The 23,645-nt window shown below is 70.9% G+C and carries 19 protein-coding genes and 1 tRNA gene; 5 read left to right on the top strand and 15 right to left on the bottom strand.

Going from position 1 to position 23,645, the window contains the following annotated elements:
• Nucleotides 1-9 precede the first annotated feature (9 nt).
• Nucleotides 10-693, top strand: a complete 684-nt coding sequence (locus tag OG885_RS30175; protein WP_405737332.1) for a two-component system response regulator — start codon at nt 10-12, stop codon at nt 691-693.
• Here OG885_RS30175 and OG885_RS30170 read toward each other — a convergent pair.
• The gene (locus OG885_RS30170; RefSeq protein ID WP_405737329.1) at nt 656-2,530 is read right to left on the bottom strand and encodes an AMP-dependent synthetase/ligase; all 1,875 of its coding nucleotides are present in this window, start codon (nt 2,528-2,530) and stop codon (nt 656-658) included. The two genes, OG885_RS30175 and OG885_RS30170, sit on opposite strands and share 38 nt — an antisense overlap.
• A 249-nt stretch (nt 2,531-2,779) precedes the next feature.
• The gene (lepA, locus tag OG885_RS30165; RefSeq protein WP_399956165.1) at nt 2,780-4,648 is read right to left on the bottom strand and encodes a translation elongation factor 4; all 1,869 of its coding nucleotides are present in this window, start codon (nt 4,646-4,648) and stop codon (nt 2,780-2,782) included.
• A gap of 222 nt (nt 4,649-4,870) precedes the next feature.
• Between lepA and rpsT the strand changes: the two genes are divergently transcribed.
• Nucleotides 4,871-5,137, top strand: coding sequence for a 30S ribosomal protein S20 (gene rpsT, locus OG885_RS30160; protein WP_329339357.1), 267 nt, complete (start codon nt 4,871-4,873; stop codon nt 5,135-5,137).
• A 184-nt stretch (nt 5,138-5,321) separates the two neighbouring features.
• Here the strand turns inward: rpsT and OG885_RS30155 are convergent, their stop codons facing one another.
• The 9 genes from OG885_RS30155 to leuS form a co-directional block, all read right to left on the bottom strand.
• Entirely contained in the window at nt 5,322-5,717 is a 396-nt protein-coding gene (locus OG885_RS30155; protein WP_399956168.1) for a nuclear transport factor 2 family protein, read from the bottom strand.
• A gap of 196 nt (nt 5,718-5,913) precedes the next feature.
• Nucleotides 5,914-6,903: a DNA polymerase III subunit delta gene (holA, locus tag OG885_RS30150; RefSeq protein WP_405737324.1), complete on the bottom strand. Its 990-nt coding sequence runs from the start codon at nt 6,901-6,903 to the stop codon at nt 5,914-5,916.
• Between the two features lie 145 nt (nt 6,904-7,048).
• On the bottom strand, nt 7,049-7,294 hold the full coding sequence (locus tag OG885_RS30145) for a hypothetical protein (RefSeq protein WP_405737321.1): 246 nt from the start codon (nt 7,292-7,294) through the stop codon (nt 7,049-7,051).
• Nucleotides 7,295-7,356: 62 nt separating this feature from the next.
• Nucleotides 7,357-8,202 carry an arylamine N-acetyltransferase gene (locus OG885_RS30140; protein ID WP_405737319.1) on the bottom strand — a complete coding sequence of 282 codons (846 nt, stop codon included), beginning with the start codon at nt 8,200-8,202 and terminating at the stop codon, nt 7,357-7,359.
• 134 nt (nt 8,203-8,336) lie between these two features.
• Nucleotides 8,337-11,117 (bottom strand): ComEC/Rec2 family competence protein, encoded by a 2,781-nt coding sequence (locus OG885_RS30135; protein WP_405737316.1) that lies wholly within the window; start codon nt 11,115-11,117, stop codon nt 8,337-8,339.
• Entirely contained in the window at nt 11,114-12,223 is a 1,110-nt protein-coding gene (locus OG885_RS30130; protein WP_405737314.1) for a helix-hairpin-helix domain-containing protein, read from the bottom strand. Before OG885_RS30130 ends, OG885_RS30135 begins: the two co-directional genes overlap by 4 nt.
• Nucleotides 12,224-12,396: 173 nt before the next feature.
• A complete protein-coding gene (locus OG885_RS30125) occupies nt 12,397-13,242 on the bottom strand; it encodes a DegV family protein (RefSeq protein ID WP_405737311.1) in 846 nt (281 codons plus the stop codon).
• A 72-nt stretch (nt 13,243-13,314) separates the two neighbouring features.
• Nucleotides 13,315-14,064, bottom strand: coding sequence for a hypothetical protein (locus OG885_RS30120; protein ID WP_405737308.1), 750 nt, complete (start codon nt 14,062-14,064; stop codon nt 13,315-13,317).
• A gap of 156 nt (nt 14,065-14,220) precedes the next feature.
• Nucleotides 14,221-17,106 carry a leucine--tRNA ligase gene (leuS, locus tag OG885_RS30115; protein ID WP_405737305.1) on the bottom strand — a complete coding sequence of 962 codons (2,886 nt, stop codon included), beginning with the start codon at nt 17,104-17,106 and terminating at the stop codon, nt 14,221-14,223.
• 427 nt (nt 17,107-17,533) lie between these two features.
• On the opposite strand from leuS, the gene OG885_RS30110 reads away from it, so the two are divergent.
• Both OG885_RS30110 and OG885_RS30105 read left to right on the top strand, forming a co-directional pair.
• Nucleotides 17,534-18,817: a cytochrome b/b6 domain-containing protein gene (locus OG885_RS30110; protein ID WP_405737303.1), complete on the top strand. Its 1,284-nt coding sequence runs from the start codon at nt 17,534-17,536 to the stop codon at nt 18,815-18,817.
• A complete protein-coding gene (locus tag OG885_RS30105; protein ID WP_405737301.1) occupies nt 18,814-20,427 on the top strand; it encodes an NADH-ubiquinone oxidoreductase-F iron-sulfur binding region domain-containing protein in 1,614 nt (537 codons plus the stop codon). The genes OG885_RS30110 and OG885_RS30105 overlap by 4 nt, the downstream gene beginning before the upstream one ends.
• A gap of 112 nt (nt 20,428-20,539) precedes the next feature.
• Here OG885_RS30105 and OG885_RS30100 read toward each other — a convergent pair.
• The 4 genes from OG885_RS30100 to OG885_RS30085 form a co-directional block, all read right to left on the bottom strand.
• Nucleotides 20,540-20,612: transfer RNA gene (locus OG885_RS30100), tRNA-Ala, on the bottom strand.
• A 102-nt stretch (nt 20,613-20,714) separates the two neighbouring features.
• Nucleotides 20,715-20,948 (bottom strand): hypothetical protein, encoded by a 234-nt coding sequence (locus OG885_RS30095; RefSeq protein WP_003976229.1) that lies wholly within the window; start codon nt 20,946-20,948, stop codon nt 20,715-20,717.
• A 3-nt stretch (nt 20,949-20,951) separates the two neighbouring features.
• Entirely contained in the window at nt 20,952-21,125 is a 174-nt protein-coding gene (locus OG885_RS30090) for a hypothetical protein (RefSeq protein WP_399956201.1), read from the bottom strand.
• Between the two features lie 69 nt (nt 21,126-21,194).
• Nucleotides 21,195-22,658 (bottom strand): MFS transporter, encoded by a 1,464-nt coding sequence (locus OG885_RS30085; protein WP_405737299.1) that lies wholly within the window; start codon nt 22,656-22,658, stop codon nt 21,195-21,197.
• A gap of 109 nt (nt 22,659-22,767) precedes the next feature.
• On the opposite strand from OG885_RS30085, the gene OG885_RS30080 reads away from it, so the two are divergent.
• A complete protein-coding gene (locus OG885_RS30080) occupies nt 22,768-23,634 on the top strand; it encodes a helix-turn-helix transcriptional regulator (RefSeq protein ID WP_405737296.1) in 867 nt (288 codons plus the stop codon).
• The last annotated feature ends 11 nt before the right edge of the window (nt 23,635-23,645 follow it).

Raw genomic sequence — 23,645 nt, 5'->3', positions numbered from 1 at the left:
ACAGTCACCATGAGCGCTGAGGCAACGACCGACGAGCGCGCCAGCATCCTCCTGGTCGACGACATGGAGGACAACCTGATCGCGCTGGAGGCCGTCCTGGGGTCCCTCAACGAGCCGCTCGTCCGGGCACGTTCGGGCGAGGAGGCGATGAAGGCGCTGCTGCGCCGACAGTTCGCCCTCGTACTGCTCGACGTCCGCATGCCGGGCATGGACGGCTTCGAGACCGCCGCGAACATCAAACGGCTCGACCAGACCAAGGACGTCCCGATCATCTTCCTGACCGGCGCGGAGGACGACTCCGGCTACGCCTTCCGCGGCTACGCCACCGGCGCGGCCGACTACCTGACCAAGCCGTTCGACCCCTGGGTCCTGAGGGCAAAGGTCAGCGTCTTCCTGGACCTGCACAGAAAGAACCAGCAACTGGAGCGACTACTGGCCCAGGACCAGGCGGATTACGGGGAAGTGAACAGCAGACTGGCGGAGCTGGAGGCGGAGTTGGAGGGAGAAGGCCCCCCGGACCGGGCGGCATTGCGCACCCAGATCCAGGAGCTACGGCAACTGCTGAACAGGGCCGGGGCCAAGGCTCTTAGGGGCGCGGGGAACTGCGCGACCAGCCCCCACGCACCGTCAGCCGCCAACGGTCCCCCACCACCCCCTACGCCTCGCGAGTACCCGCATACATCTCGTCAATAAGATGCTTGTACTCCCGCTCCACAACCGGCCTCTTCAACTTCAGACTCGGCGTGATCTCCCCATGCTCCACATCGAGATCCCGAGGCAGCAACCGGAACTTCTTGATGGTCTGCCACCGCTGAAGCCCCCCGTTGAGTTCCTTGACGTACCCCTCGACAAGCGCCACCGCGGCCGGATCGGCGACGACCTCCGCGTACGACTTCCCGCCGAGCCCGTTCTCCTCGGCCCAGCCCAGAATCGCGACCTCGTCGAGAGCGATGAGCGCCGTGCAGAAGTTCCGGTCGGCACCGTGCACGAGGATGTTGGAGACGTACGGGCACACCGCCTTGAACTGACCCTCGACCTCGGCCGGCGCGATGTACTTGCCGCCGGACGTCTTGATGAGGTCCTTCTTGCGGTCGGTGATGCGGAGATAGCCGTCGGGCGAGAGCTCACCGATGTCCCCGGTGTGGAACCAGCCGTCGCTCTCCAGCACCTCGGCGGTCTTCTCGGGCAGCCCGTGGTAGCCCTCCATGATGCCGGGACCGCGCAGCAGGATCTCGCCGTCGTCCGCGATGCGCACCTCCGTGCCGGGCAGCGGCTTGCCGACCGTGCCGGTGCGGTACGCCTCGCCGGGGTTCACGAAGGAGGCCGCCGAGGACTCCGTGAGGCCGTAGCCCTCCAGGATGTGGATGCCGGCACCGGCGAAGAAGTACCCGATCTCGGGCGAGAGCGCCGCCGACCCGGAGACACACGCGCGCAGGTTCCCGCCGAACGCCTCGCGGATCTTGGCGAAGACCAGCGCGTCGGCGACCTTGTGCTTGGCGGAGAGGCCGAAGGGCGCGCTCGCCGTGCCGGTGCGACGGAAGTTGTCCTGGCTGGCCTTGGCGTACTCGCGCGCCACCTGGGAGGCCCACTGGAAGATCTTGTACTTGGCGCCGCCGCCCGCCCGGGCCTTCGCGGCGACCCCGTTGTAGACCTTCTCGAAGATGCGCGGAACGGCGGCCATGTACGTCGGCTGCACGACCGGCAGATTCTCGATGATCTTGTCGACGCGGCCGTCGACGGCGGTGACGTGCCCGACCTCGATCTGGCCGGAGGTGAGGACCTTGCCGAAGACGTGCGCGAGGGGCAGCCAGAGGTACTGCACGTCCTCGGCGCTGATCAGACCGGTCGCGGCGATGGCCTTGGCCATGTAGGCCCAGTTGTCGTGCGGGAGGCGGACGCCCTTGGGGCGGCCCGTGGTGCCCGAGGTGTAGATGAGGGTGGCCAGCTGGTCCTTGGTGATCGCGCCGACCTTCTCCTTGATCAGGTCGGGGTCCTTCTCCAGACGGGCCGCGCCCCGGGCCTCCAGCTCGGCGAGGGTGAGCACCCAGTCGCCGGTCTCCACGCCCTCGGCGTCGATGACCACGACATGGGTCAGCTCGGGCAGCTCGGCGCGCTTCTCGACCGCCTTGGCCAGCTGCTCGGCGTTCTCCGCGAACAGGACGCGGCTCTCGGAGTCGGAGACGATGAACGCCGACTCCTCGGCGTTGGTCTGCGGATACACCGTGGTGGTGGCGGCACCGGCGCACAGGATGCCCAGGTCGGCGAGGATCCACTCGACCCGGGTCGAGGAGGACAGCGCGACCCGCTGCTCGGGCTGCACCCCGAGCTCGATCAGGCCTGCGGCGATCGCGTAGACCCGCTCGGCGGTCTGCCCCCAGCTCAGCGACTTCCACTCGTCGGGGCCCTCACCGGAGGCCGGAGGCACCGGGTAGCGGTACGCCTCCGCGTCCGGCGTGGCCGCAACGCGCTCAAGGAAGAGGGTCGCCACGCTCGGCGGACGGTTCTCGATCAGGGTCTGTGTGTCGCTCACGACATCCTCCGGGGCCCGCGACAGTGCGGCGGCTGGCTCAGTGCGGCTGGTGGCTCAGTGCGGCTGGTGGTGCTGCTCGAGTGTTGTTTAACTCACGAGTAACTATCGAGTGGAGATCAGAGTAGAGCGCGACCGCCGCCTGCGTAAGGGGCGACGGCCTGTCACTTCCTACAGAGCGCGACGTTACGCACGCGTAGGGGCCCGTCACGCTCACACGCGACGGGCCCCTGTTCCCACGGGAAAACGCGGTTACTTCTTGGCCTTGCCGGAACCCGCGCTGTCGTCACTGCTCAGCACGGCGATGAAGGCCTCCTGCGGAACCTCCACAGAGCCCACCATCTTCATCCGCTTCTTGCCCTCCTTCTGCTTCTCCAGCAGCTTCCGCTTACGGGAGATGTCACCGCCGTAGCACTTGGCGAGGACGTCCTTGCGGATGGCGCGGATGGTCTCGCGGGCGATGACCCGGGAACCGATCGCGGCCTGGATGGGCACCTCGAAGGCCTGCCGCGGGATGAGCTCGCGCAGCTTGGCGACGAGCCGCACACCGTACGCGTACGCCGCGTCCTTGTGCGTGATCGCCGAGAAGGCGTCGACCTTGTCGCCGTGCAGCAGGATGTCGACCTTGACGAGGCTGGAGGTCTGCTCGCCGGTGGGCTCGTAGTCCAGGGAGGCGTAGCCGCGGGTCTTGGACTTCAGCTGGTCGAAGAAGTCGAAGACGATCTCGGCGAGCGGCAGCGTGTACCGGATCTCGACGCGGTCCTCGGACAGGTAGTCCATGCCGAGCAGGGTGCCGCGCCGGGTCTGGCACAGCTCCATGATCGACCCGATGAACTCCGAGGGAGCCAGGATCGTGGCCCGTACGACAGGCTCGTAGACCTTGTCGATCTTCCCCTCGGGGAACTCGCTCGGGTTGGTGACGACGTGCTCGCTGCCGTCCTCCATGTCCACGCGGTAGACCACGTTCGGCGCGGTGGCGATGAGGTCGAGCCCGAACTCGCGCTCCAGCCGCTCCCGGATCACGTCGAGGTGCAGCAGACCGAGGAAGCCGACCCGGAAACCGAAGCCCAGCGCGGCGGAGGTCTCCGGCTCGTAGACGAGCGCGGCGTCGTTGAGCTGGAGCTTGTCGAGGGCCTCGCGCAGCTCCGGGTAGTCGGAGCCGTCCAGCGGATAGAGCCCGGAGAAGACCATGGGCCTGGGGTCCTTGTATCCCCCGAGCGCCTCGGTGGCCCCCTTGTGCTGGCTGGTGACGGTGTCACCGACCTTGGACTGGCGGACGTCCTTCACACCGGTGATGAGGTAGCCCACCTCACCGACGCCGAGGCCGTCGGCGCCGAGCATCTCGGGCGAGTTCGTCCCGATCTCCAGCAGCTCGTGGGTGGCGCCGGTCGACATCATCTTGATGCGCTCACGCTTGTTGAGCTGCCCGTCGATGACACGGACGTACGTCACGACACCGCGGTAGGAGTCGTAGACGGAGTCGAAGATCATCGCGCGGGCGGGCGCGTCGGCGACACCGACGGGGGCCGGGATGTCCCGGACGGCCCGGTCGAGCAGCGCGTCGACACCGACACCGGTCTTGGCGGAGACCCGCAGCACGTCGTCCGGGTCGCACCCGACGAGGTTGGCGAGCTCCTCGGCGAACTTCTCGGGCTGCGCGGCCGGCAGATCGATCTTGTTCAGTACGGGGATGATCGTGAGGTCGTTCTCCATCGCCAGGTACAGGTTGGCGAGGGTCTGGGCCTCGATGCCCTGGGCGGCGTCGACGAGGAGGATGGTCCCCTCGCAGGCGGCGAGCGACCGCGAGACCTCGTAGGTGAAGTCGACGTGCCCGGGGGTGTCGATCATGTTCAGGATGTGCGTGTTGGTCTTGTCGTGGGTCGGAGCCCACGGCAAACGCACCGCCTGGGACTTGATCGTGATGCCACGCTCACGCTCGATGTCCATACGGTCGAGGTACTGAGCACGCATCTGCCGCTGCTCGACCACACCGGTCAGCTGGAGCATCCGGTCGGCGAGGGTGGACTTGCCGTGGTCGATGTGCGCGATGATGCAGAAATTGCGGATCAGAGCCGGGTCGGTACGGCTCGGCTCGGGCACATTGTTAGGGGTCGCGGGCACGCAGGGTCCTGTCTCTTGAGGCGCCTTATGCCTCGGGTCGGATCGATACGTAGGCTCCATGGTCCCACGGCGGGCGACCGGGGACCGTTTTGGGCCACCGGCCGCCCCCCTGGTAGCCTGGGTGGCTGTGTCTCATGCCCTCTCAGCGCGAGGCACACCCCAAGAAATCACCTGGCCCGGATCCCTCGCGGTTCCGTGCCTGAACCTGAAAAGGCTCAATCAGTGGCGAACATCAAGTCCCAGATCAAGCGGATCAAGACCAACGAGAAGGCCCGGCTGCGCAACAAGGCCGTCAAGTCCTCCCTGAAGACCGCGATCCGCAAGGCCCGTGAGGCTGCTGCCGCGGGTGACGTCGAGAAGGCCACCGAGTACCAGCGCGCTGCCGCGCGTCAGCTCGACAAGGCCGTCTCGAAGGGCGTCATCCACAAGAACCAGGCCGCCAACAAGAAGTCGGCGCTTGCTTCGAAGGTCACCGGCCTCAACGGCTGACACTTGATTTGACGCCGGAAGGACCCGAGCGGGCCCTCTCTCATCCGCTCCCGACCGGCTCCCCGGATCTGCGCGCGGCCTGCGTTCGCCACGCGGGCGCGGATCCACCATCGTGAACCGAAGGCCCCGGCACCCTCCCTTCCCCAGGGCGGAAGCCGGGGCCTTCGGCGTACCGGGCCGGGCCTCAGGACCAGAACGCGTCGCTCTTCTCCATGTCCTCGACACACTCGTCGAGGTCGGTGACCTTGTCCCCGACGATCCGGAACACGATGCAGCCGGTGTCGTCCAGATGCCGCCCCTGCCGATCGGCCGTGACCCGGCACATGCCGACCGCGTGACCCCGGCCGTCGACGGCGATCCCGAGCATCTCCAGTCGCATCGACCCCTCGGTCTCCTCACCGAGCCGCCGGTACATGTCGAGGATCGCGTCCTGCCCCTTGAAGTCGCCCGAGAGCGGGTGAGTGCCGGGCACATGATGCGTGGCGTCCTTGGCGATCAGTTCCCGCAGGGTGTCCATGTCCCCCCGGGTGAAAGCCTCGAAGCCCTTGCGGACGAGCGTTGCGTGCGGATGTTCAGCCATGACCACCGCCACCTCTCCATGACCTCGGCGATATGCGGCTGATGCCTCCGATTGTCCTCCCCCCACGGACAATCGTCACGACCGTGCCTGGGGAACGCCGGTCAGGCCACACTCCGAGGCCGACCCCACCAGCCGGCCCGCCAGCCGACCCGCCACGCGCCCCGGCACCGGACCGACGCCGCCCGCTGCCTACGCCCTACCCACGCCCCCGCGACCGCGCCGCCCGAGCGATCGCGACGACCGCCTTCTCCAGGGCGTACTCAGGATCGTCCCCGCCGCCCTTCACCCCCGCGTCCGCCTCGGCCACCGCCCGCAGCGCGAAGGCCACCCCGTCGGGCGTCCACCCCCGCATCTGCTGACGCACCCGGTCGATCTTCCACGGCGGCATCCCCAGCTCCCGCGCGAGATCCGCCGGCCGTCCGCCCCGCGCCGACGACAGCTTCCCGATCGCCCGCACCCCCTGCGCCAACGCACTGGTGATCATCACCGGCGCCACCCCGGTCGCCAGCGACCACCGCAGCGCCTCCAACGCCTCCGCGGCCCGTCCCTCGACCGCCCGGTCGGCCACGGTGAAGCTCGACGCCTCGGCCCGCCCGGTGTAATACCGCCCGACCACCGCCTCGTCGATCGTCCCCTCGACATCGGCCACCAGCTGCGACACGGCCGACGCCAGCTCCCGCAGATCACTGCCGATCGAGTCGACCAGCGCCTGACAGGCCTCCGGCGTCGCCGACCGCCCCGTCGCCCGGAACTCCCCCCGCACGAACGCCAGCCGGTCCGCCGGCTTGGTCATCTTCGGGCAGGCCACCTCCCGCGCCCCGGCCTTGCGCGCGGCGTCGAGCAGACCCTTGCCCTTCACACCCCCCGCGTGCAGCAACACGAGGGTGATCTCCTCGGCGGGCGCCCCGAGATACCCCTTCACGTCCTTGACCGTGTCGGCCGACAGGTCCTGCGCGTTGCGTACGACCACGACCTTGCGCTCCGCGAAGAGCGAGGGACTGGTCAGCTCGGCAAGGGTGCCGGGCTGCAACTGGTCCGAAGTCAGGTCCCGTACGTCCGTGTCGGCGTCGGCGGCCCGAGCGGCGGCCACCACCTCCTGCACGGCACGGTCGAGCAGAAGGTCCTCCTGGCCCACGGCAAGCGTCACGGGGGCGAGAGGGTCGTCATTCGCAGTCTTCCTGGCCATCGCGACAAGCATGGCACGCGCCACTGACAACGCCCGCCCCCAAGCCCCACCCTGGGCCCCGACGCCCCTGCCGCTCTACGGCCCTACGGCTCTGCGCTGTACCGATCTACCGATCTACCGATCTACCGGTTACGGCTCTACCGCTCTACGGCTCCTCCCGCCACCCGTCCCACTCCCCCGCGAACTCGTCCAACGCTCCGGGATCGAGCCGTCCCTCCTCGTCCCGCACGACGACCAGCCACTGCGCGTCCTCCGCGTCGTCCTCCCCGGCCAGCGCGTCCCGCACCAGCTGCGGCTCCTCGGTCACCCCGAAACGCTCCCCGAGCTCCCGCGCCGCTTCCTCCGCGGCGTCCCGGTCGGGCAGCACCAGCACATGTCTCACATCACTCACGCCCCCATTCTCCGGCACCGCCCCGACACTCCCCGCCCCTCCCTGTCCCTCCCCGCCCCTCCCTATCGACCGGCCCGGCCGAAGTCGCGCACCTCCGGCACCCGCTCCAGCGCGATCCCGAACCGGTCCCGGTACACCGCGAGCACCTCCTCGTCCGTCGCCAGTTCCCGCACCTCACGCGCCCCGTCCGCCGCCGTCACCGTGAGACCCCGGCCGCTGAGCGTGACCCTCCCGCCGTCCTCCGTGACCCGCGAGCACACCAGCGACTTCGTGAAGTGCGACCCCGGCGAGGTGGTGTGCCACCACGCGCCCGCCACGAAGTCACGGAGCACCCGGGGCCGCGCCTCCAACCGGTACTGGGGCTTGCCGTCCATGACGACGTCCAGGTCCACGGCCTCGGCCGCCGCGAGCCCACCGCCCCGCACCCCGGCGGCGTCCGGCTCCGCCGCCACGACCCGGAAGACGCCCGCGGGATCGTCCTGCTCCTCCCGCACCCCGATCGCCAGCGGCCGGTGACTGTGCGCCCCGAAGCCCACGTCGGCCAGCCAGTCGCCCCCGTCCATCGTCCGCACCCGCAGCGCGAGATGGTCGTACGGAATGCCCAGCCGCCCCTCCTCCCCGTACACCCGAGCCGCCAGCAGGGTCACGTCGAAGCCCAGCGCGCCGAGCAACGCCCCGAAGGCGCCGTTGAGTTCGTAGCAGAACCCGCCCCGGTGCGCCCCCACCACCTTGTCCACCAGCCGCTTCTCCTCCAGCACGATCTCCTCCCCGAGATGCACCGAGAGGTTCTCGAAGGGCACGGTCCGCAGATGGCGCAGCTGAAGCTCGCGCAGCGCGTCCGTGGTGGGCCGCGCCGGGCGGCCGACCCCCAGACGGCGGAGATAGGCGTCGACCTGTACAGAGTCCATGCCTTCAGTCTCCGTCACCACGACCTCCACCACCCCCGGCCTCAACCGGCTTCAGCCACCCGAGCCCGCAGCCCGTCCCCGACCTCAGCCGGCTTCAACCAGCCGAGCCCGCAGCCCCCCGACCTCAACCGGCTTCAACCAGCCGAGACCCGCAACCCCTCTCCCGCCCCCGAGACCGCCAACGCCCCGTCCTCGTCCGTCCGCAGCACCACCGCGCCCAAGGCCCGCAGCGCGGCGACCGTGCCGGGTGCCGGATGGCCGTACGGGTTGTCCCTCCCGCAGGAGATCAGCGCCAGCCGCGGAGCCACCTTCCGTATGAGCTCCGGATCCTGGTAGGCGGAGCCGTGGTGGGCCACCTTGAGGACGTCCACGCCGTCCAGCAGGGCCCCCGCCGACGATCTCGACAGCGCCTGCTGGGCCGGGGGTTCGAGGTCGCCGAGCAGCAGCAACCGCAGCCCCGCCGACCGCACGAGCAGCGTGACACTGGCGTCGTTCGGCCCGTCCGGTTCCGGTGCGACGAGCCCGGCCGGTGTCCCCGGTGGCGCGTTCGGCGGTGGACTCGGCGGCGGCCACACGACCTGCCAGGACAGCGACCCCGTGCGCCGCTGCTCCCCGGCGACCGCGCGGGTGAGCGGGATGTGCCGTCGCGCCGCCTGTCTCCGTACGAACTCCACCTGGTCCACGGGCTCTTCGAACCCGGTCGTCTCGATCGCGCCCACCGCCCGCCCGCGCAGCACCCCGGGCAGGCCCGCCACATGGTCGGCGTGGAAGTGGGTCAGGACGACCAAGGGGACCTTGGTGATCCCGAGGGTGCGCAGGCACCGGTCGACCAGCGCCGGGTCGGGCCCCGCGTCGACCACGACACCCGTGCCGTCGCCCGCCGCGAGCACCGTCGCGTCACCCTGTCCCACGTCACAGACCGCGAACCGCCAGCCGGGCGGCGGCCACCCGGTGACGACCCTGGTCAACGGCGGCGGCTGCACCACCACCAGCACGAGCAGCGCCCCGCAGACCCCGCACCACCACGGGTGCCGCAGCAACCGGCGACCGGCCAGGACGAGCACCCCCGTGACCGCGGCGAGCAGACCCGCCCCGCCCCAGCTGCCCGGCCAGTCCACCCCCGCGCCGGGCAGCGCCGCCCCGGTGCGGGCGACGTCCGCGATCCACCCGGCGGGCCAACTCGCGCACCACGCCAGCACCTTGGCCACGGGCATCGCCACCGGTGCCGCCGCCAGCGCCGCGAAGCCCAGCACCGTGGCCGGCGCCACCGCGAACTCCGCGAGCAGATTGCACGGCACCGCCACCAGACTCACCCGGGCCGACAGCACCGCCACGACCGGCGCGCACAGCGCCTGCGCGGCACCTGCGGCGGCCAGCGCCTCGGCCAACCGCGGTGGCACCCGCCGCCGTTGCAGGGCCGCGCTCCAACTGGGCCCGATCGTCAGCAGGGCGCCGGTGGCCAGCACGGACAGCAGGAATCCATAACTCCGGCCCAGCCAGGGGTCGTACAGCACCAGCAGCAGTACGGCCGTCGCCAGCGCCGGGATCAGCGATCTGCGGCGTCCGGTCGCCAGCGCGAGCAGGACGACGGCACCGCAGGCCGCGGCCCGCAGCACGCTCGGGTCCGGCCGGCACACGACGACGAAGGCCAGGGTGAGGACGCCGCCGAGTACCGCTGTCGTCCGCAGCGGGATACCGAGCCGGGGCGCGAGCCCTCGCCGTTCGACCCGCTGGGCCAGCCCTGGCGGTCCGATCAGCAGGGCGAGGATGATCGTGAGGTTGCTCCCGGAGACGGCGAGCGTATGGGCGAGGTCGGTCGCCTTGAACGCCTCGTCCAGCTCCGGCGTGATCCGCGAGGTGTCACCGACGACCAGCCCCGGCAACAGCGCCCGGGCATCTCCCGGCAGCGGATCGGTGGCCGCCCGCAGCCCCGCCCGGAGCCGCCCCGCGAACCGCTGCACCCCCGACGCCTCCGCCACGACCTCCGGCGCCAGCCGGCCCGAGACCCGCGCCACCCCCACGACCCGGTCCCCGTCCCGCACCGTCGGCGCCAGCCGCGCACTCACCCGCACCCGCGTGGAGGGCAACAACCGAAGCCAGGCAGAAGCAGATGCCCCGACACGAACGCCCGCCTGACCATCGGCCCCGGCACCCGCACCCGCACCCGCACCCGCACCCGACGGTCCCCCGAATCCGGCACCCACGCCCAGCCGTCCACCGGAACCAGCCCCCGCACCCAAGTGACCGCCTGAACCGACCCCTGCCGCCGCCCCCGCCCCGGCGGCCCCCTCACCGCCCGCCGTCCGCCCACCAGATCCGTCCGGCGCCCCTCCCTCACCTTCGCCCTCGCTCCCCGCCCCCACGTCAACGATCACCAGCACCGGCGTGCGAGTCACCACCGCCGCCCCGCCCGCTTTCTCGACCCGCCGCACCTCCGCGCCGATCAGCACGGAGGCCGGGGCCATGTGGTCCCCCTTGACCCGCGGCCGGGTGAGCCGGGGATCCGAGGTGACCTCCAGTTCGGCGGTCACCGTGGCGTACTCCCGCACCAGCGCGGGCACCGGGCCCCGGCGCAGATCGGCACCGTGCAACCCAGCGGAGGCGGCTGCCGCGGCGACGCACAGCAGCACGGCGGCGACCGCCACCCGACGCCCGGCACGCCTCCGCACCACCAGGAGCCCCACCCCCACGACCAGGCATCCGACGGCGACACCGACGATCCATCCCGACGCGGCGTCCACCATCGTCGCCGCCGTCAACCAGGCGGCCAGCGCGGGCGGTACGAGTCGTAGGTCGGTCGGCCCCTCCTGCCGGGGGTTGGCCGCGCCCAACCGCGCGCCGGAGGAGGCGTGCACCGCCGGGCGCGGGTGAGGTGCCGTCGGCGGGGGCGCCGCAGGGCCAGGGACGCGACTCATGGCCGTACGAGATTCCGCAGGTCGGCGAAGCGACGCTCGCCGATGCCGTTGACCTCGCGCAGTTCGTCCACCGAGCGGAAACCGGCGTGCTGTGTGCGGTAGTCGATGATGTGCTGGGCCAGCACCGGCCCGACGCCGGGCAGGGTGTCGAGCTGGTCCACGGTCGCCGTGTTGAGGGAGACCGGCGCGGCGGGCCCGGCCCCCGCCACCGAACCGCCTGAGCCGACCGAGCCGCTTGGCCCCGCCGCGCCTCCCGTAGCCCCGGCAGGACCGGGCGCGGCCCCAGCAGGAGCCCCCACAACGATCTGCTCGCCGTCGATCAGAAAGCGGGCCCGGTTGAGCCCGGTGGTGTCCGCACCCGACTTGACCCCGCCGGCCGCGCGGAGGGCGTCGGCGACCCGTGACCCCGCCGGAAGACGATGGATCCCGGGCTCCCGGACCTTGCCACTGACGTCGACCACGATCTCCGTCGACGCCGTACCAGCCGCGCCAGACGCACCAGCCCCGGCCCCGGCCCCGGCCCCGGTCCCGGCCCCGGTCCCGGCCTCCGTACGTTGCTCCTCGGACGCCCGCTGCCCCTCGAAGGGCACCGCGGCCCGCACCACCTCCGGCGCCCGCACCGACTGCGTACGGCCGGTCCAGAAGTGCTGCACGGCGAAACCGGCCGCGACCACGAGCAGCACCGTGAGCGCCACCACGCTCCGCCGCTCCAGACCACACCTGGTCTGAAGCCACACCGGCATCCGTTCCCGCACCGCGAGCCCGACCCGCACCCGCCAGTCCCCCCAAGCCGGAGCAGAGGACGGAGACGGATCCAACACCGTTGGACTCAGAACCGGAGAAGGAGCCGGATCCGGAGAAGGAGCCGGATCCGGAGAAGGCGTCGGATCCGGAGCATCCGCCCCCAACTCCCCCCACTCCTCAACCCGTTCCGGAAAGATGACCTCCGCCCGCCGCCGAAGCTCCTCCTCCGACGCATACCGATGCCGACCCCGACGACCGGTGGTCGGGGGGCGTCGGCGATGACGGCTGCGGACATCCGAGGCAGGGCCGCGGCCAGGCCCACTGGTCGGGACAGCTGTGCGTGAACGTGATCGAAGTGCCATGCGCCGAGGATCCGGCACTTCACGCATCCGCGATGATCTTGCTCAATTCCCGGGGACAACCACCCAGTTGTGGATAACTCCACCACCCACACGAGTGACAGGCCCACGCATCCCGGCCACGGCCACGGCCACGACCACCGCCACGACCACCGCCACAGCTGGCCACCACCCCGTCACCGAGGCGAAACCACGGCCCCCAACAGCCCAGGCCCCGTGTGTGCCCCGATCACCGCGCCGACCTCGCTCACATGCAGGTCCGCCAGCCCGGGCACCCGCGCCCGCAGCCGGTCCGCCAGGGCCGACGCCCGGTCGGGGGCGGCGAGATGGTGGACCGCGATGTCGACCTGCGCGCTGCCGGCGCGGTCGGCCACGATCTCCTCCAGGCGGGCGATCGCCTTCGACGCCGTCCGCACCTTCTCCAGCGGTTCGATGCGGCCGCCCTGCAACTGGAGCAGCGGCTTGACCGCGAGGGCGGAGCCGAGGAGGGCCTGCGCGGCGCCGATCCGGCCGCCGCGGCGCAGATAGTCGAGGGTGTCGACGTAGAAGTAGGCGGAGGTGCCGGAGGCCCGCTTCTCGGCGGCCGTGACGGCCTCGTCGATGGTGCCGCAGCTCCCCGCGGCCTCGGCCGCCGCGAGCGCGCAGAAGCCGAGGGCCATCGCGATCATGCCGGTGTCCACGACCCGTACCGGCACCGGCGCCTCGCGGGCCGCCAGGACGGCGGCGTCGTAGGTGCCGGAGAGTTCGGCGGAGAGGTGGAGGGAGACGATGCCGGTCGCGCCGGTCTCGGCGACCTTGCGGTAGGTCTCGGCGAAGAGCTGCGGGCTGGGGCGGGAGGTGGTGACCGGGCGCCGTTTCTGGAGCGCCTGGGCCAGCGACCGGGTCGAGATCTCGGTGCCCTCTTCGAGTGCCTGGTCGCCGAGGACCACGGTCAGCGGTACCGCGGTGATGCCGTGACGCTCCATCGTCCGCGGCGGCAAGTAGGCCGTTGAATCGGTGACGATCGCGACATGGCGGGACATGAGCTGGAGGTTACCTGCCGTAGCGCCCGGGCGGCAGCCCGACCCCTCGGGGCCGGGAGGGCCGTGGCCGGATCAAGTCGTGTTCTCGGGGCGGGGCTTCTTCTGCCAGGGGTAGGTGGGGCGGGTGGCCGGTGGCGTGATGGAGGCCTGGGTGGGTTCCTCGGCCGTGCGGGACCGCGGGGTCTCGGGCCAGGTCTGCCGGGAGCTCGCGCCGTCGGCGGCCGGGGCGTCCGGCCAGGACGGCGGGGACTGGGCGGCGGCCGGGTCCGCCGGCTCGGTCGTGGTCCAGTGCCGTAGCGCTCCGGCCTCCATGTCGATCTGGGTGCTCAGGGAGTCCAGGTCGTCGTCCGCGAAGCGGCGGGCCCGGTCGCGGGCGGCCCAGCGCAGGGAGTCCGCGGAGCGGGTGATGGTCTCGGTGCGCTCGCGCAGGGCGGGGAGCCGCTCGGCGAGGGTCGCGCGGTCGGGCTCGGACTCCAGTCGGCGCAGTTCGGCGTCGAGTTCGTGGCCGTGCGCGCTGAGCCGCTGGAAGAGGGCGAGGGACTCCTTGAGGGACTCGTCCTCGGCCGCGCCCGCGTGCAGTGCGTCCTGGGTGGCGCGCATGGAGGTCCGCAGGCGCAGCCGCAGTTGGGCGACCTCGCCGGCGGGACCGGGCTGCACCATGGACTTGGCCCGCAGGGTGTGGTCCTCGACCGTGCGGCGGGCCTGGGTGATGGTGCGGTCCACTCCGCGCTTGGCGGCGCCGACCGCCTTCACGGTGGCGTAGGCGCCGAGCACCAGGACGAGCACGAAAAGCAGAGCGACGATCGCCAACAGTGCCTCCACAACGCTCCTCCTCCGACCGGGCGCGAGGTTCCACGCCCTTCCTCCACGGTAAACGCGACAGGCAGGTCCGGAGTTCCAGCGGAACCCCGAACCTGCCCGTAGCGAACCCCTAGGGGCAGACCGCGTCACACACGGCCGCACGCCTACGCCGGAAGCCTACGCCGGAACGATGTTCACCAGCTTCGGCGCCCGCACGATCACCTTGCGGATGCCCGCCCCGTCCAGCGCCGCCACGACCTTGTCGTCGGCCAGCGCCACCTTCTCCAGCTCCTCGTCGGAGATGGTCGGCGAGACCTCCAGGCGGGCCTTGACCTTGCCCTTGATCTGCACGACGCAGGTCACGCTCTCGTCGACCACGTACGCGGGGTCGGCGACCGGCAGGTCCTGGTGGACGACCGAGTCGGTGTGGCCCAGCTTGCGCCACAGCTCCTCGGCGATGTGCGGGGCCAGCGGGGCGATCAGCAGCACCAGCGCCTCGGCGACGGACCGGGGCAGCGCGCCGCCCGCCTTGGTCAGGTGGTTGTTCAGCTCGGTGACCTTGGCGATGGCGGTGTTGAACCGCATGCCCTCCAGGTCGCCGCGCACACCGTCGATGGCCTTGTGCAGGGCACGCAGGGTGTCCTCGTCGGGCTCGGCGTCGGAGACGGTGACCTCACCGCTCGCCTCGTCGACGACGTTGCGCCACAGCCTCTGCAGCAGCCGGTACTGGCCGACCACCGCGCGCGTGTCCCACGGCCGGGAGACGTCCAGGGGGCCCATGGCCATCTCGTACAGGCGCAGGGTGTCGGCGCCGTACTCCTCACAGATCTCGTCCGGAGTGACCGCGTTCTTCAGGGACTTGCCCATCTTGCCCAGCAGTCGGGAGACCTTCTCGCCCTGGTAGTAGTAGGCGCCGTCGCGCTCCTCCACCTCGGCGGCCGGTACGGCGATCCCGCGCGCGTCCCGGTAGACGTAGGCCTGGATCATGCCCTGGTTGAACAGCTTGTGGAACGGCTCCGCGGAGGAGACGTGGCCCAGGTCGAACAGGACCTTGGACCAGAAGCGCGCGTACAGCAGGTGCAGCACGGCGTGCTCGGCGCCGCCGACGTACAGGTCGACGCCGCCGTGCGGCTGGCCCTGGCGCGGGCCCATCCAGTACTGCTCGATCTCGGGGTCGACCAGGGCCTCGCTGTTGTGCGGGTCCAGGTAGCGCAGTTCGTACCAGCAGGAACCGGCCCAGTTGGGCATGGTGTTGGTCTCGCGCCGGTACTTCCGCGGACCGCGCCCGTCGCCCAGGTCCAGGGTGACGTTGACCCAGTCCTCGTTGCGGGACAGCGGGGTCTCCGGGGAGGTGTCCGCGTCGTCCGGGTCGAAGGTGCGCGGCGAGTAGTCCTCGACCTCGGGCAGCTCCAGCGGCAGCATCGACTCCGGCAGGGAGTGCGCGACGCCGTCCTCGTCGTAGACGATCGGGAAGGGCTCGCCCCAGTAGCGCTGACGGCTGAACAGCCAGTCGCGCAGCCGGAAGTTGATGGTGCCCTCACCGACGCCGGACCGCTCCAGCCACTCGGTGATGCGTGCCTTGGCCTCGGCGACGGGCAGGCCGTCCAGGGAGATGCCCTCGCCCGAGGAGTTGATGATCTTCGCGTCGTACGAGGCGAAGGCGTCCTCCCACGTGGAGGTGTCCGTGCCGCGGCCGTCGGTCGGCTCGACGATGCAGGTGATCGGCAGCTCGAAGGCGCGCGCGAACTCGAAGTCGCGCTGGTCGCCCGCCGGAACGGCCATGATCGCGCCGGTGCCGTAGCCCATCAGCACGTAGTCGGCGATGAAGACGGGGATCTGCTCGCCGTTGACCGGGTTGGAGGCGTAGGCGCCGATGAAGACGCCGGTCTTGTCCTTGGCCTCGGCCTGGCGCTCCACGTCGGACTTGGCGGCGGCCTGCGCGCGGTAGGCGGCGACGGCCTCGGCCGGGGTGGCGTGCCCACCGGTCCAGACATCGTGGGTGCCCTCGGGCCAGGCGGCCGGGGTGAACTTCTCGACCAGCGGGTGCTCGGGCGCCAGCACCATGTAGGTCGCGCCGAACAGGGTGTCGGGGCGGGTGGTGAAGACGGTGATGTTCTCGCCGTCGATCGGGAAGTCGACGCGGGCGCCCTCGGAGCGGCCGATCCAGTTGCGCTGCTGCAGCTTGATGGCCTCGGGCCAGTCCAGCGCGTCCAGGTCGTCGATCAGCCGGTCGGCATAGGCGGTGATGCGCATGTTCCACTGGCGCAGCTTGGCCTTGAAGACGGGGAAGTTGCCGCGCTCGGAGCGGCCGTCGGCGGTGACCTCCTCGTTGGCCAGCACGGTGCCCAGCCCCGGGCACCAGTTGACGGGCGCGTCGGAGGCGTAGGCCAGCCGGTACTCGCTCAGGACGTCGGCGCGCTCGGCGGCGGTCAGCGCGTCCCAGGAACGGCCACCGGGTACCGCACGCTCACCGGACTCGAACTGGGCGATCAGCTCGGCGATCGGGCGGGCCTTCTTCGCCTCGTCGTCGTACCAGGAGTTGAAGATCTGCAGGAAGATCCACTGGGTCCACTTGTAGTAGTCCGGGTCGATCGTGGCGAACGACCGGCGCTTGTCGTGGCCCAGACCCAGCCGGCGCAGCTGGGCCTTCATGTTCTCGATGTTGCCCTCGGTGGACACGCGCGGGTGCGTGCCGGTCTGCACGGCGTACTGCTCGGCGGGCAGGCCGAAGGCGTCGAAGCCCAGGGTGTGCAGGACGTTGTGCCCGGTCATGCGCTGGAAGCGGGCGAAGACGTCGGTGGCGATGTAGCCCAGCGGGTGGCCGACGTGCAGGCCCGCACCGGAGGGGTACGGGAACATGTCCATGATGAACTTCTTGGGCTTGGCGACCAGCTCCGGGTCGCCCGCCAGGTCACCCTTGGGGTTCGGTGCGGCGTACGTGCCCTCGGCGTCCCAGAAGTCCTGCCAGCGTGCCTCGATCTCGGCCGCCATGGCGGCCGTGTAGCGGTGCGGCGCGGCATCCACCGACGTATCAGTGGGGGCAGCGGGGTTCGTCTCGCTCATGATCCTTAAGCTCCATCGATCGTCTCTGCCAGCGGCTGCGTCGTCCGGCTGTGACAGCCGGCAAATGAAAAATCCCCTCACACAGGAGGGGACGCCGCGCTGATGCCGACCCGTCCGGTTCACCGGCGGTCGGGACTGGTCAGCGCGGCTCGCTAAGCAGAAGGCGTACGGCACGCATGGCGTCAGGGTACCGCAGCCATTGAGCAAGCCGCGACGCGCTTACGTATGCCTCCTATGGCCCCGGACATCGGGTACCGAACTGAACAAACGTCAAAAGTTACTTCGCGTAACACCCACTAAGGGACAACACAACAAGCCCACAGCCTTTTGGTAACAACGCAATAACTCAAACCCCGTACCGATCGGTATGGCTCCACTTAGAGTGCGGCAGCGGGACCGCCTTCCCGAACTGCTCGGAGTTGCCCCCATGAACCCTCGTCGAAGTAACAGCTCGCTCCCCAGGCCCGGCCGCTCGGCCTACGGCATGGTGTCGGCTGTCGTTCTGCTCTTCATACCCGTGTTCGTGCTGGTAGGAGGTGACACGGTCCGTGACTTCCTGAACTTCGGCGCGGGTGTGCTGTCCCTCGTCTCCCTCAGCTGCTCGGTGATCTGGGGCCTGGTCGCCCAGGACCGGATCTTCCTCAACCCCAAACAGCGGATCATCGGCCAGGCCGTCCACCGGACGACCGCCGTCGGCTCGATCGCCTTCCTGCTGTTGCACATCACCACCAAGGTCGCCCTCGACCACACCCAGCTGATCGGCGCGATCATCCCGTTCTCGCTGGGCTTCACCGGCAGTGCGGGCCTGATCGGTCTGGGCTCGCTGGCCGGCCTGCTGATGATCTTCGTGGGCATCACCGGCGCCCTGCGCAACCAGTTCGCCTCCCCGGCGCCGGTCGCCGCCCGCTGGCGGGCCATGCACATGCTGGCGTACCCGGCCTGGTGCTTCGCGCTGGTCCACGGCCTCTACTCGGGCCGCGAGGCGAAGCCGATCTTCGTGTTCCTCTACAGCCTCTCCCTGGCCGGCGTCATGGCCGCGCTCGCCCTGCGCGCGGCGCCGCGCCCGGTCAAGCGCAAGGTCGCCGACCGGATCCAGGCGGTCCTGGGTACCGAGGACCGGCCGGGCCGCGAGGAACTGGACGCGAGCCGGGCCAAGGTCGCCGAGGCCACCTCCGCCCTGCCGGGCTACGAGAACGCGCGAGCCGCACGGTCACGCCCGGAGCCCTCCTACGAGGCACCCGCCCCCGCCCCGGAGCCCGCGAACGGCTTCGCCGCCGCCTACCGCGCCGTCCAGCCCACTCCGCGCATCCCCCAGCAGCCGTCCTACGGCGCCGACCAGACCGCCCGCATGGACCTGCCCATGGACATGCAGCCCACGCAGGCCGTACCCCGCTACGACACCGGCGGCAGCACCTCGGGCAGCTGGCCGATCCCGTCCCCGCCGCCGGTCGGCGAGGCACCCCCGTCGGCCTACGACCCGCTCCAGGACACCGGATACAACATCCCGACCTACCGCAATACGGACACGTCCGGATACGGCACGAGTGACGTGTACGACACCGGTGAGTCGAACGCCGCCTCCGGCGCGTACTACCCGAACGACACGTACAACAGCGGTCCCGCCACTGATCCAACGCCCGGTGACTCCTACGACTTCGGCGCACCGGGTTCGGGCGAACCTTGGAACATGCCTTCCGGAGGCTATAGGTGAACGAGGCCCTGCCCGACGTCCCAGAAGTCCGCGTGGTCGGTCTTCCCCAGCTCACGTCGGGCTTCGACCTTGTCGAAAGACTCGATCTGCCCATGCACCTGAAGGTGCACGGGCCGCTCGAACCCATGGGCGGCGAGCAACTCGCGAAGCTCGCCGAGAACATCAACCTGAAGGGCCGCGGCGGCGCGGGCTTCCCCTTCCACAAGAAGCTGCGCTCGGTCGCCGAGGCGGCCATCAAGCGCGGGGTACGACCGGTCGTCGTCGTCAACGGCAGCGAGGACGAACCGGCCTGCCGCAAGGACACGGTGCTCATCAACCGTGCCCCCCACCTCATCCTGGACGGCGCCCTGCTGGTCGCCGAGGCCCTGGGCGCCCGCACGCTCGTGGTGGGCGTCACCCGGGAGTCCACCCAGCGCTCCATGGAGGCCGCCCTCGCCGAACGCGGCCTCAGCAACGGCCGTAGATCCGCGCTACGCGCGCGTGTGCAGCGCAACCCCGTCCGTATGGTCACCGGAGCGGCGGCCTCGCTGATCCGTTCCATCGACGGCGGCCCGGCGATCCCGCCCGGCCGCAAGGTCAGCGCCTCCCAGAACGGCGTGGGCGGCGCGCCCACGCTCCTGTCGAACGCCGAGACGTTCGCGCAACTGGCGATCGCCGCCCGCATCGGCCCGGAGCGCTACGGCAACACCGGGCTGTACGACGAGCCGGGCACCGTCATGCTCACGGTCTCCGGCGCGGTCGCCCGCCCCATGGTGATCGAGGCCCCCACCGGCGTACCGCTGCGCTACATCCTGCAGCTCGCGGGCGCCCCGCCCGTTCCGCAGGGCGTGCTCACCGGCGGCTACCACGGCAAGTGGATCGACGCGGCGACGGTCAACGAGGCCGTCGTCTCCCGCAACTCGCTGGACGCGGTGGGCGGTGCGCTCGGCGCGGGCGCGATCCTGCCGATCAGTCAGGAGACCTGCCCGCTGGGCGAGTCGCTGATGGTGGCCAAGTGGCTGGCCGAGGAGAGCGCCGGCCAGTGCGGTCCCTGCTACCTCGGTCTGCCGGCCGCCGCGCGCGGCATGGAGGACATCCTCAACGGCGGCGGACCGGCCGCCCTGGAGGCGCTCAAGCAGGTCGCCAAGAACGTGAAGCGGCGCGGCGCGTGCTCGCACCCGGACGGCTCCGCGATGTTCCTGGAGTCGACCATCAAGGCGTTCACCGACGACCTCGCCGCCCATGTCCTCGGCAACGGCTGCGGACGGCCCGTGGAGGGCGTTCTGCCGCTCTTCGAGGGCGGCATGGCGCCCGCGGGCCTCCCGGGCGGTGCCACGTCCGAGGAGAACGGCCCCAGCCGCCAGAAGATCTACGTCGACTGGACCCTGTGCCGCGGCCACGGCCTGTGCGCCGACATCCTCCCGGAGGTCTTCGAGCTCGGCGCCGACGGGTTCCCCACGGTCGCCCAGGCCCAGGTCCCCCGCTACGCCGAGGCGAAGGCCCTCCGCGCGGTCCGCCGCTGCCCCGCCCTCGCCCTGCGCCTGGAGGAGTCGGCGCCCCGCGACAACGGCGCCTCCCGCAACCTCCCGGTCCTCTCCCAGGGCCGCGGCCGCCGCGCGCTGGGGCGCTGAGCCGACAGCACGAAGGGGGCCGCCCGTCGCGGGCGGCCCCCTTCGGCATGTCAACTGCCCCCGGAAACGCAAGAATCCCACCGGATCTAGATGATCCGGTGGGATCTTTCTGTGGAGCTAAGGAGAATTGAACTCCTGACCTCCTGCATGCCATGCAGGCGCTCTACCAACTGAGCTATAGCCCCTTGCGGTGTCCTCCGCGGTTTCCCCCGGCGGCGACGCCAACATTACACGGTCACCCGGGTGGAACACCAAATCGTTTCCCGAGGCCCGCCCGGTGACGGGCCTCAGGCAGTGACGAACGAGTAGAACCTCTTGAGCGTGCAGTGCTCTTCGAGCAGCCGGCCGTAGATCGGCTCGCCCTCGAGCTCTCGGTACGTCTCGATCGGGTCGCCTTTTATGATCAGCGCCCGCGCGCATTCCTCGCACCAGTACTGGTAATCGGGATTGACCGGCTCCATGTCCCGCACGATCGGCGTCCCGCTGCCGCACCAGTCGCACTTTCGCCTGTGTGCACCCATCGATCAGCTCCAGCTGTGGCCGCAGGCCGTGCACACGTAGGAGATTCCGCCGTTGTCACCGAGCACTTGCGCGACGTGGAGGGAACCGCAGGAAGGGCAGATGAGGCGGGTGACGGTGTCCCGGGTCAGCACTGCTCCGAGGAGGTGGTCGACCTCCTCGAGGATGCTCGCAGGCATCGCTACTCCCTCCCGTCGGGCCGCGCCCCCTTCCGGCCGTTTGATTCTGCCACGGCCGGACCAATACGGTCAGCGACGCCTCAGTACCAGTCCGGACACGGCACCCACCGCCGCGGTCCCGGCCAGCGCGAACATGCACGCCAGAAGCGCCTCCGCAGAGGTATACGCCTGCGGGACCCCAAGTGACTCAAGCCGGTTGAAGAACAGTGTGCCGAACACCGCGACGCCGGTCAGCTGGCCGAGCTGGGTGACGGTGGCGAGCAGACCGCTGGCGTCCGCCGCGTCCTCGGGGCGCACGGTCGCCAGGGCCCGGGTGAGCGTGGGGCTGAAGGCGAGCGCGAGACCGACGCCCACGCCGACGTACGACACATAGGCCAGGGCTCCGCCCTCGCCACCGCCCTTGAGCGCGAGGCCGGTCCCGGCCACGGCCAGCGCGGTGAGCCCGAACCCGGCGGGTGCCAGCGCACGCTGCCACCCGGCGGGCCAGTTGCGCCAGGTCAGCCCGACCGCGCCGAAGACGACCGCGGTCGGCACGAAGGTGAGGCCGGAGCGCAGGGCGCTGTAGCCGAGGCCGCCCTGGAGATGCAGGGTCAGCAGGAACAGGAAGCCGCCGTTGACCGCCATCACGGCCATGATGCGCAGGACCGCCAGGCCCATGCCGGGGTGGCGCAGCACCCTCGGCGCGATGAGCGGGTCGCCGCCCCGCCGGGCCAGCCGCGACTCGAACCCGCAGAACACGGCGAACAGGACCACGGAGCCGGCCAGCGACAGCCATGACCACAGCGGCCAGTCCTGCTCCTGCCCCAGTACCAGCGGCACCGTGAACAGCGAGACGGCCGTGCCGAGCAGGACGAGCCCCGGCAGATCGAGCCCGCGCCGTCCCCCGCTCCCGCCGCCGCGCGGCAGCACCCGCCCGCCGACGACCAGGAGGACGAGGCCCACGGGCACGTTCACCAGGAACACCGGACGCCAGCCGGTGCCGAACAGATCGGCGCTGACCAGGACCCCGCCGAACACCTGCCCGGCCGCCGCGCCGACCGCCAGCACCGCCGAGTACGCGCCGAGCGCCTTCACCCGGGCCTCCCCGACGAAGTTCCGCTGGATCAGGCTGAGCACCTGCGGGATCATCAGCGCCGAGCCGGCGCCCTGGACCAGCCGGAACACGATCAGTTCGGTGGCCCCCTGCGCCAGACCGCAGGCGAGCGAGGCGGCGGTGAACAGGGCCATCCCCGCGAGGTGCACCCGGCCGGGACCGAACCGGTCGCCGAGGCGGGCACCGGTGATCAGCAGCACCGCGTAGGTGATGGTGTATCCGGCGACCACCAGTTGCAACTCGGCGCCCGAGGCGTGGAGTTCGGAACCGATGGTGGGGGCCGCGACGTTCACGATGAAGACGTCGAGCATGGCCATGAACATCGCGGCGAGGACGACGGCGAGGAGCGGGCGGGGGCCGTTGTCAGTGCCGGGTGTTTCACTGATCGCAGGGCTTGGAGCGGGCTCGGAACCCGTTCCTGCAGGGGTTGTTGTCGTCATGCAGTCGAGCGTGACGGCGCCGCGGTAAGGGTGCCGAGAGCCCGCTGATGCTGGTACTGACAGCACCTGGCAGGAGACGGGTCGGGCGTCGACGATGGGGGACGTGACGATGGGGACGACACAACACCTGGGGACGACACAGCGCCGCCGACCGGAGCTGGCCGCGTTCCTGCGCAGCAGGCGCGCCCGGGTGACCCCCGCGGACGTGGGGATGCCCCCGGGTCTGCGCCGGCGCACTCCGGGTCTGCGCCGCGAGGAGGTCGCCCAGCTCTCGGGGGTCGGTGTGACCTGGTACACATGGCTGGAGCAGGGCCGCCCCATCAACGCCTCCGCGCAGGTCCTGGACGCCGTGGCGCGCACGCTGCGGCTCGATCCGCCGGAGCGTGAGCATCTGTACCGCCTGGCCGAAGTGGCGTACACGGCAACGCCGGAGGCCGTCGCGCAGTCCGTGGGCCCGGAGGTCCAGGGCATCATCGACGCCCTGGCACCGCGCCCGGCCGTGGTCTACAACTCGCGGTTCGACATCCTGGCCGCCAACGAGGTCTATCGCACCCTGTTCGCCGTGCCGCTGCTCCAGCCCAGCGGCCGTCCGCCCAACGCGCTGTGGGGGTTGTTCACGGCGCCGGACGACAACTGCCCGCTGCTGTTCCGGGAGACCGAGCTGCCGGTGATGGTGGCGACGCTGCGGGCGGCCTACGGACCGCATGCCGGGGAGCCGGCCTGGGACGGCTTCATACGCAAGCTGTCCGCGGCGAGCCCGCTGTTCGCGCGGCTGTGGGAGACCGGCGACGTGGCGGAGCCGGGGCGGCGGGTGAAGTGCTTCCGTCACCCGGCGGTCGGTGAGCTGCGGCTCACCTCGGTGTCGCTGTCGATCCACGGGATGCCGGAGTGCCGGATCGTGGTCTACACACCGGACGACGAGGAGACGGCGCGACGCACGGCCCTGTTGCGGGAAATGAAAGATCCCGCCCTGTGAGGACGGGATCT

Source organism: Streptomyces sp. NBC_00028 (genome assembly GCF_045041065.1).
GTDB lineage: Bacteria > Actinomycetota > Actinomycetes > Streptomycetales > Streptomycetaceae > Streptomyces.
This window is presented reverse-complemented; position numbering and strand designations above follow the sequence as displayed.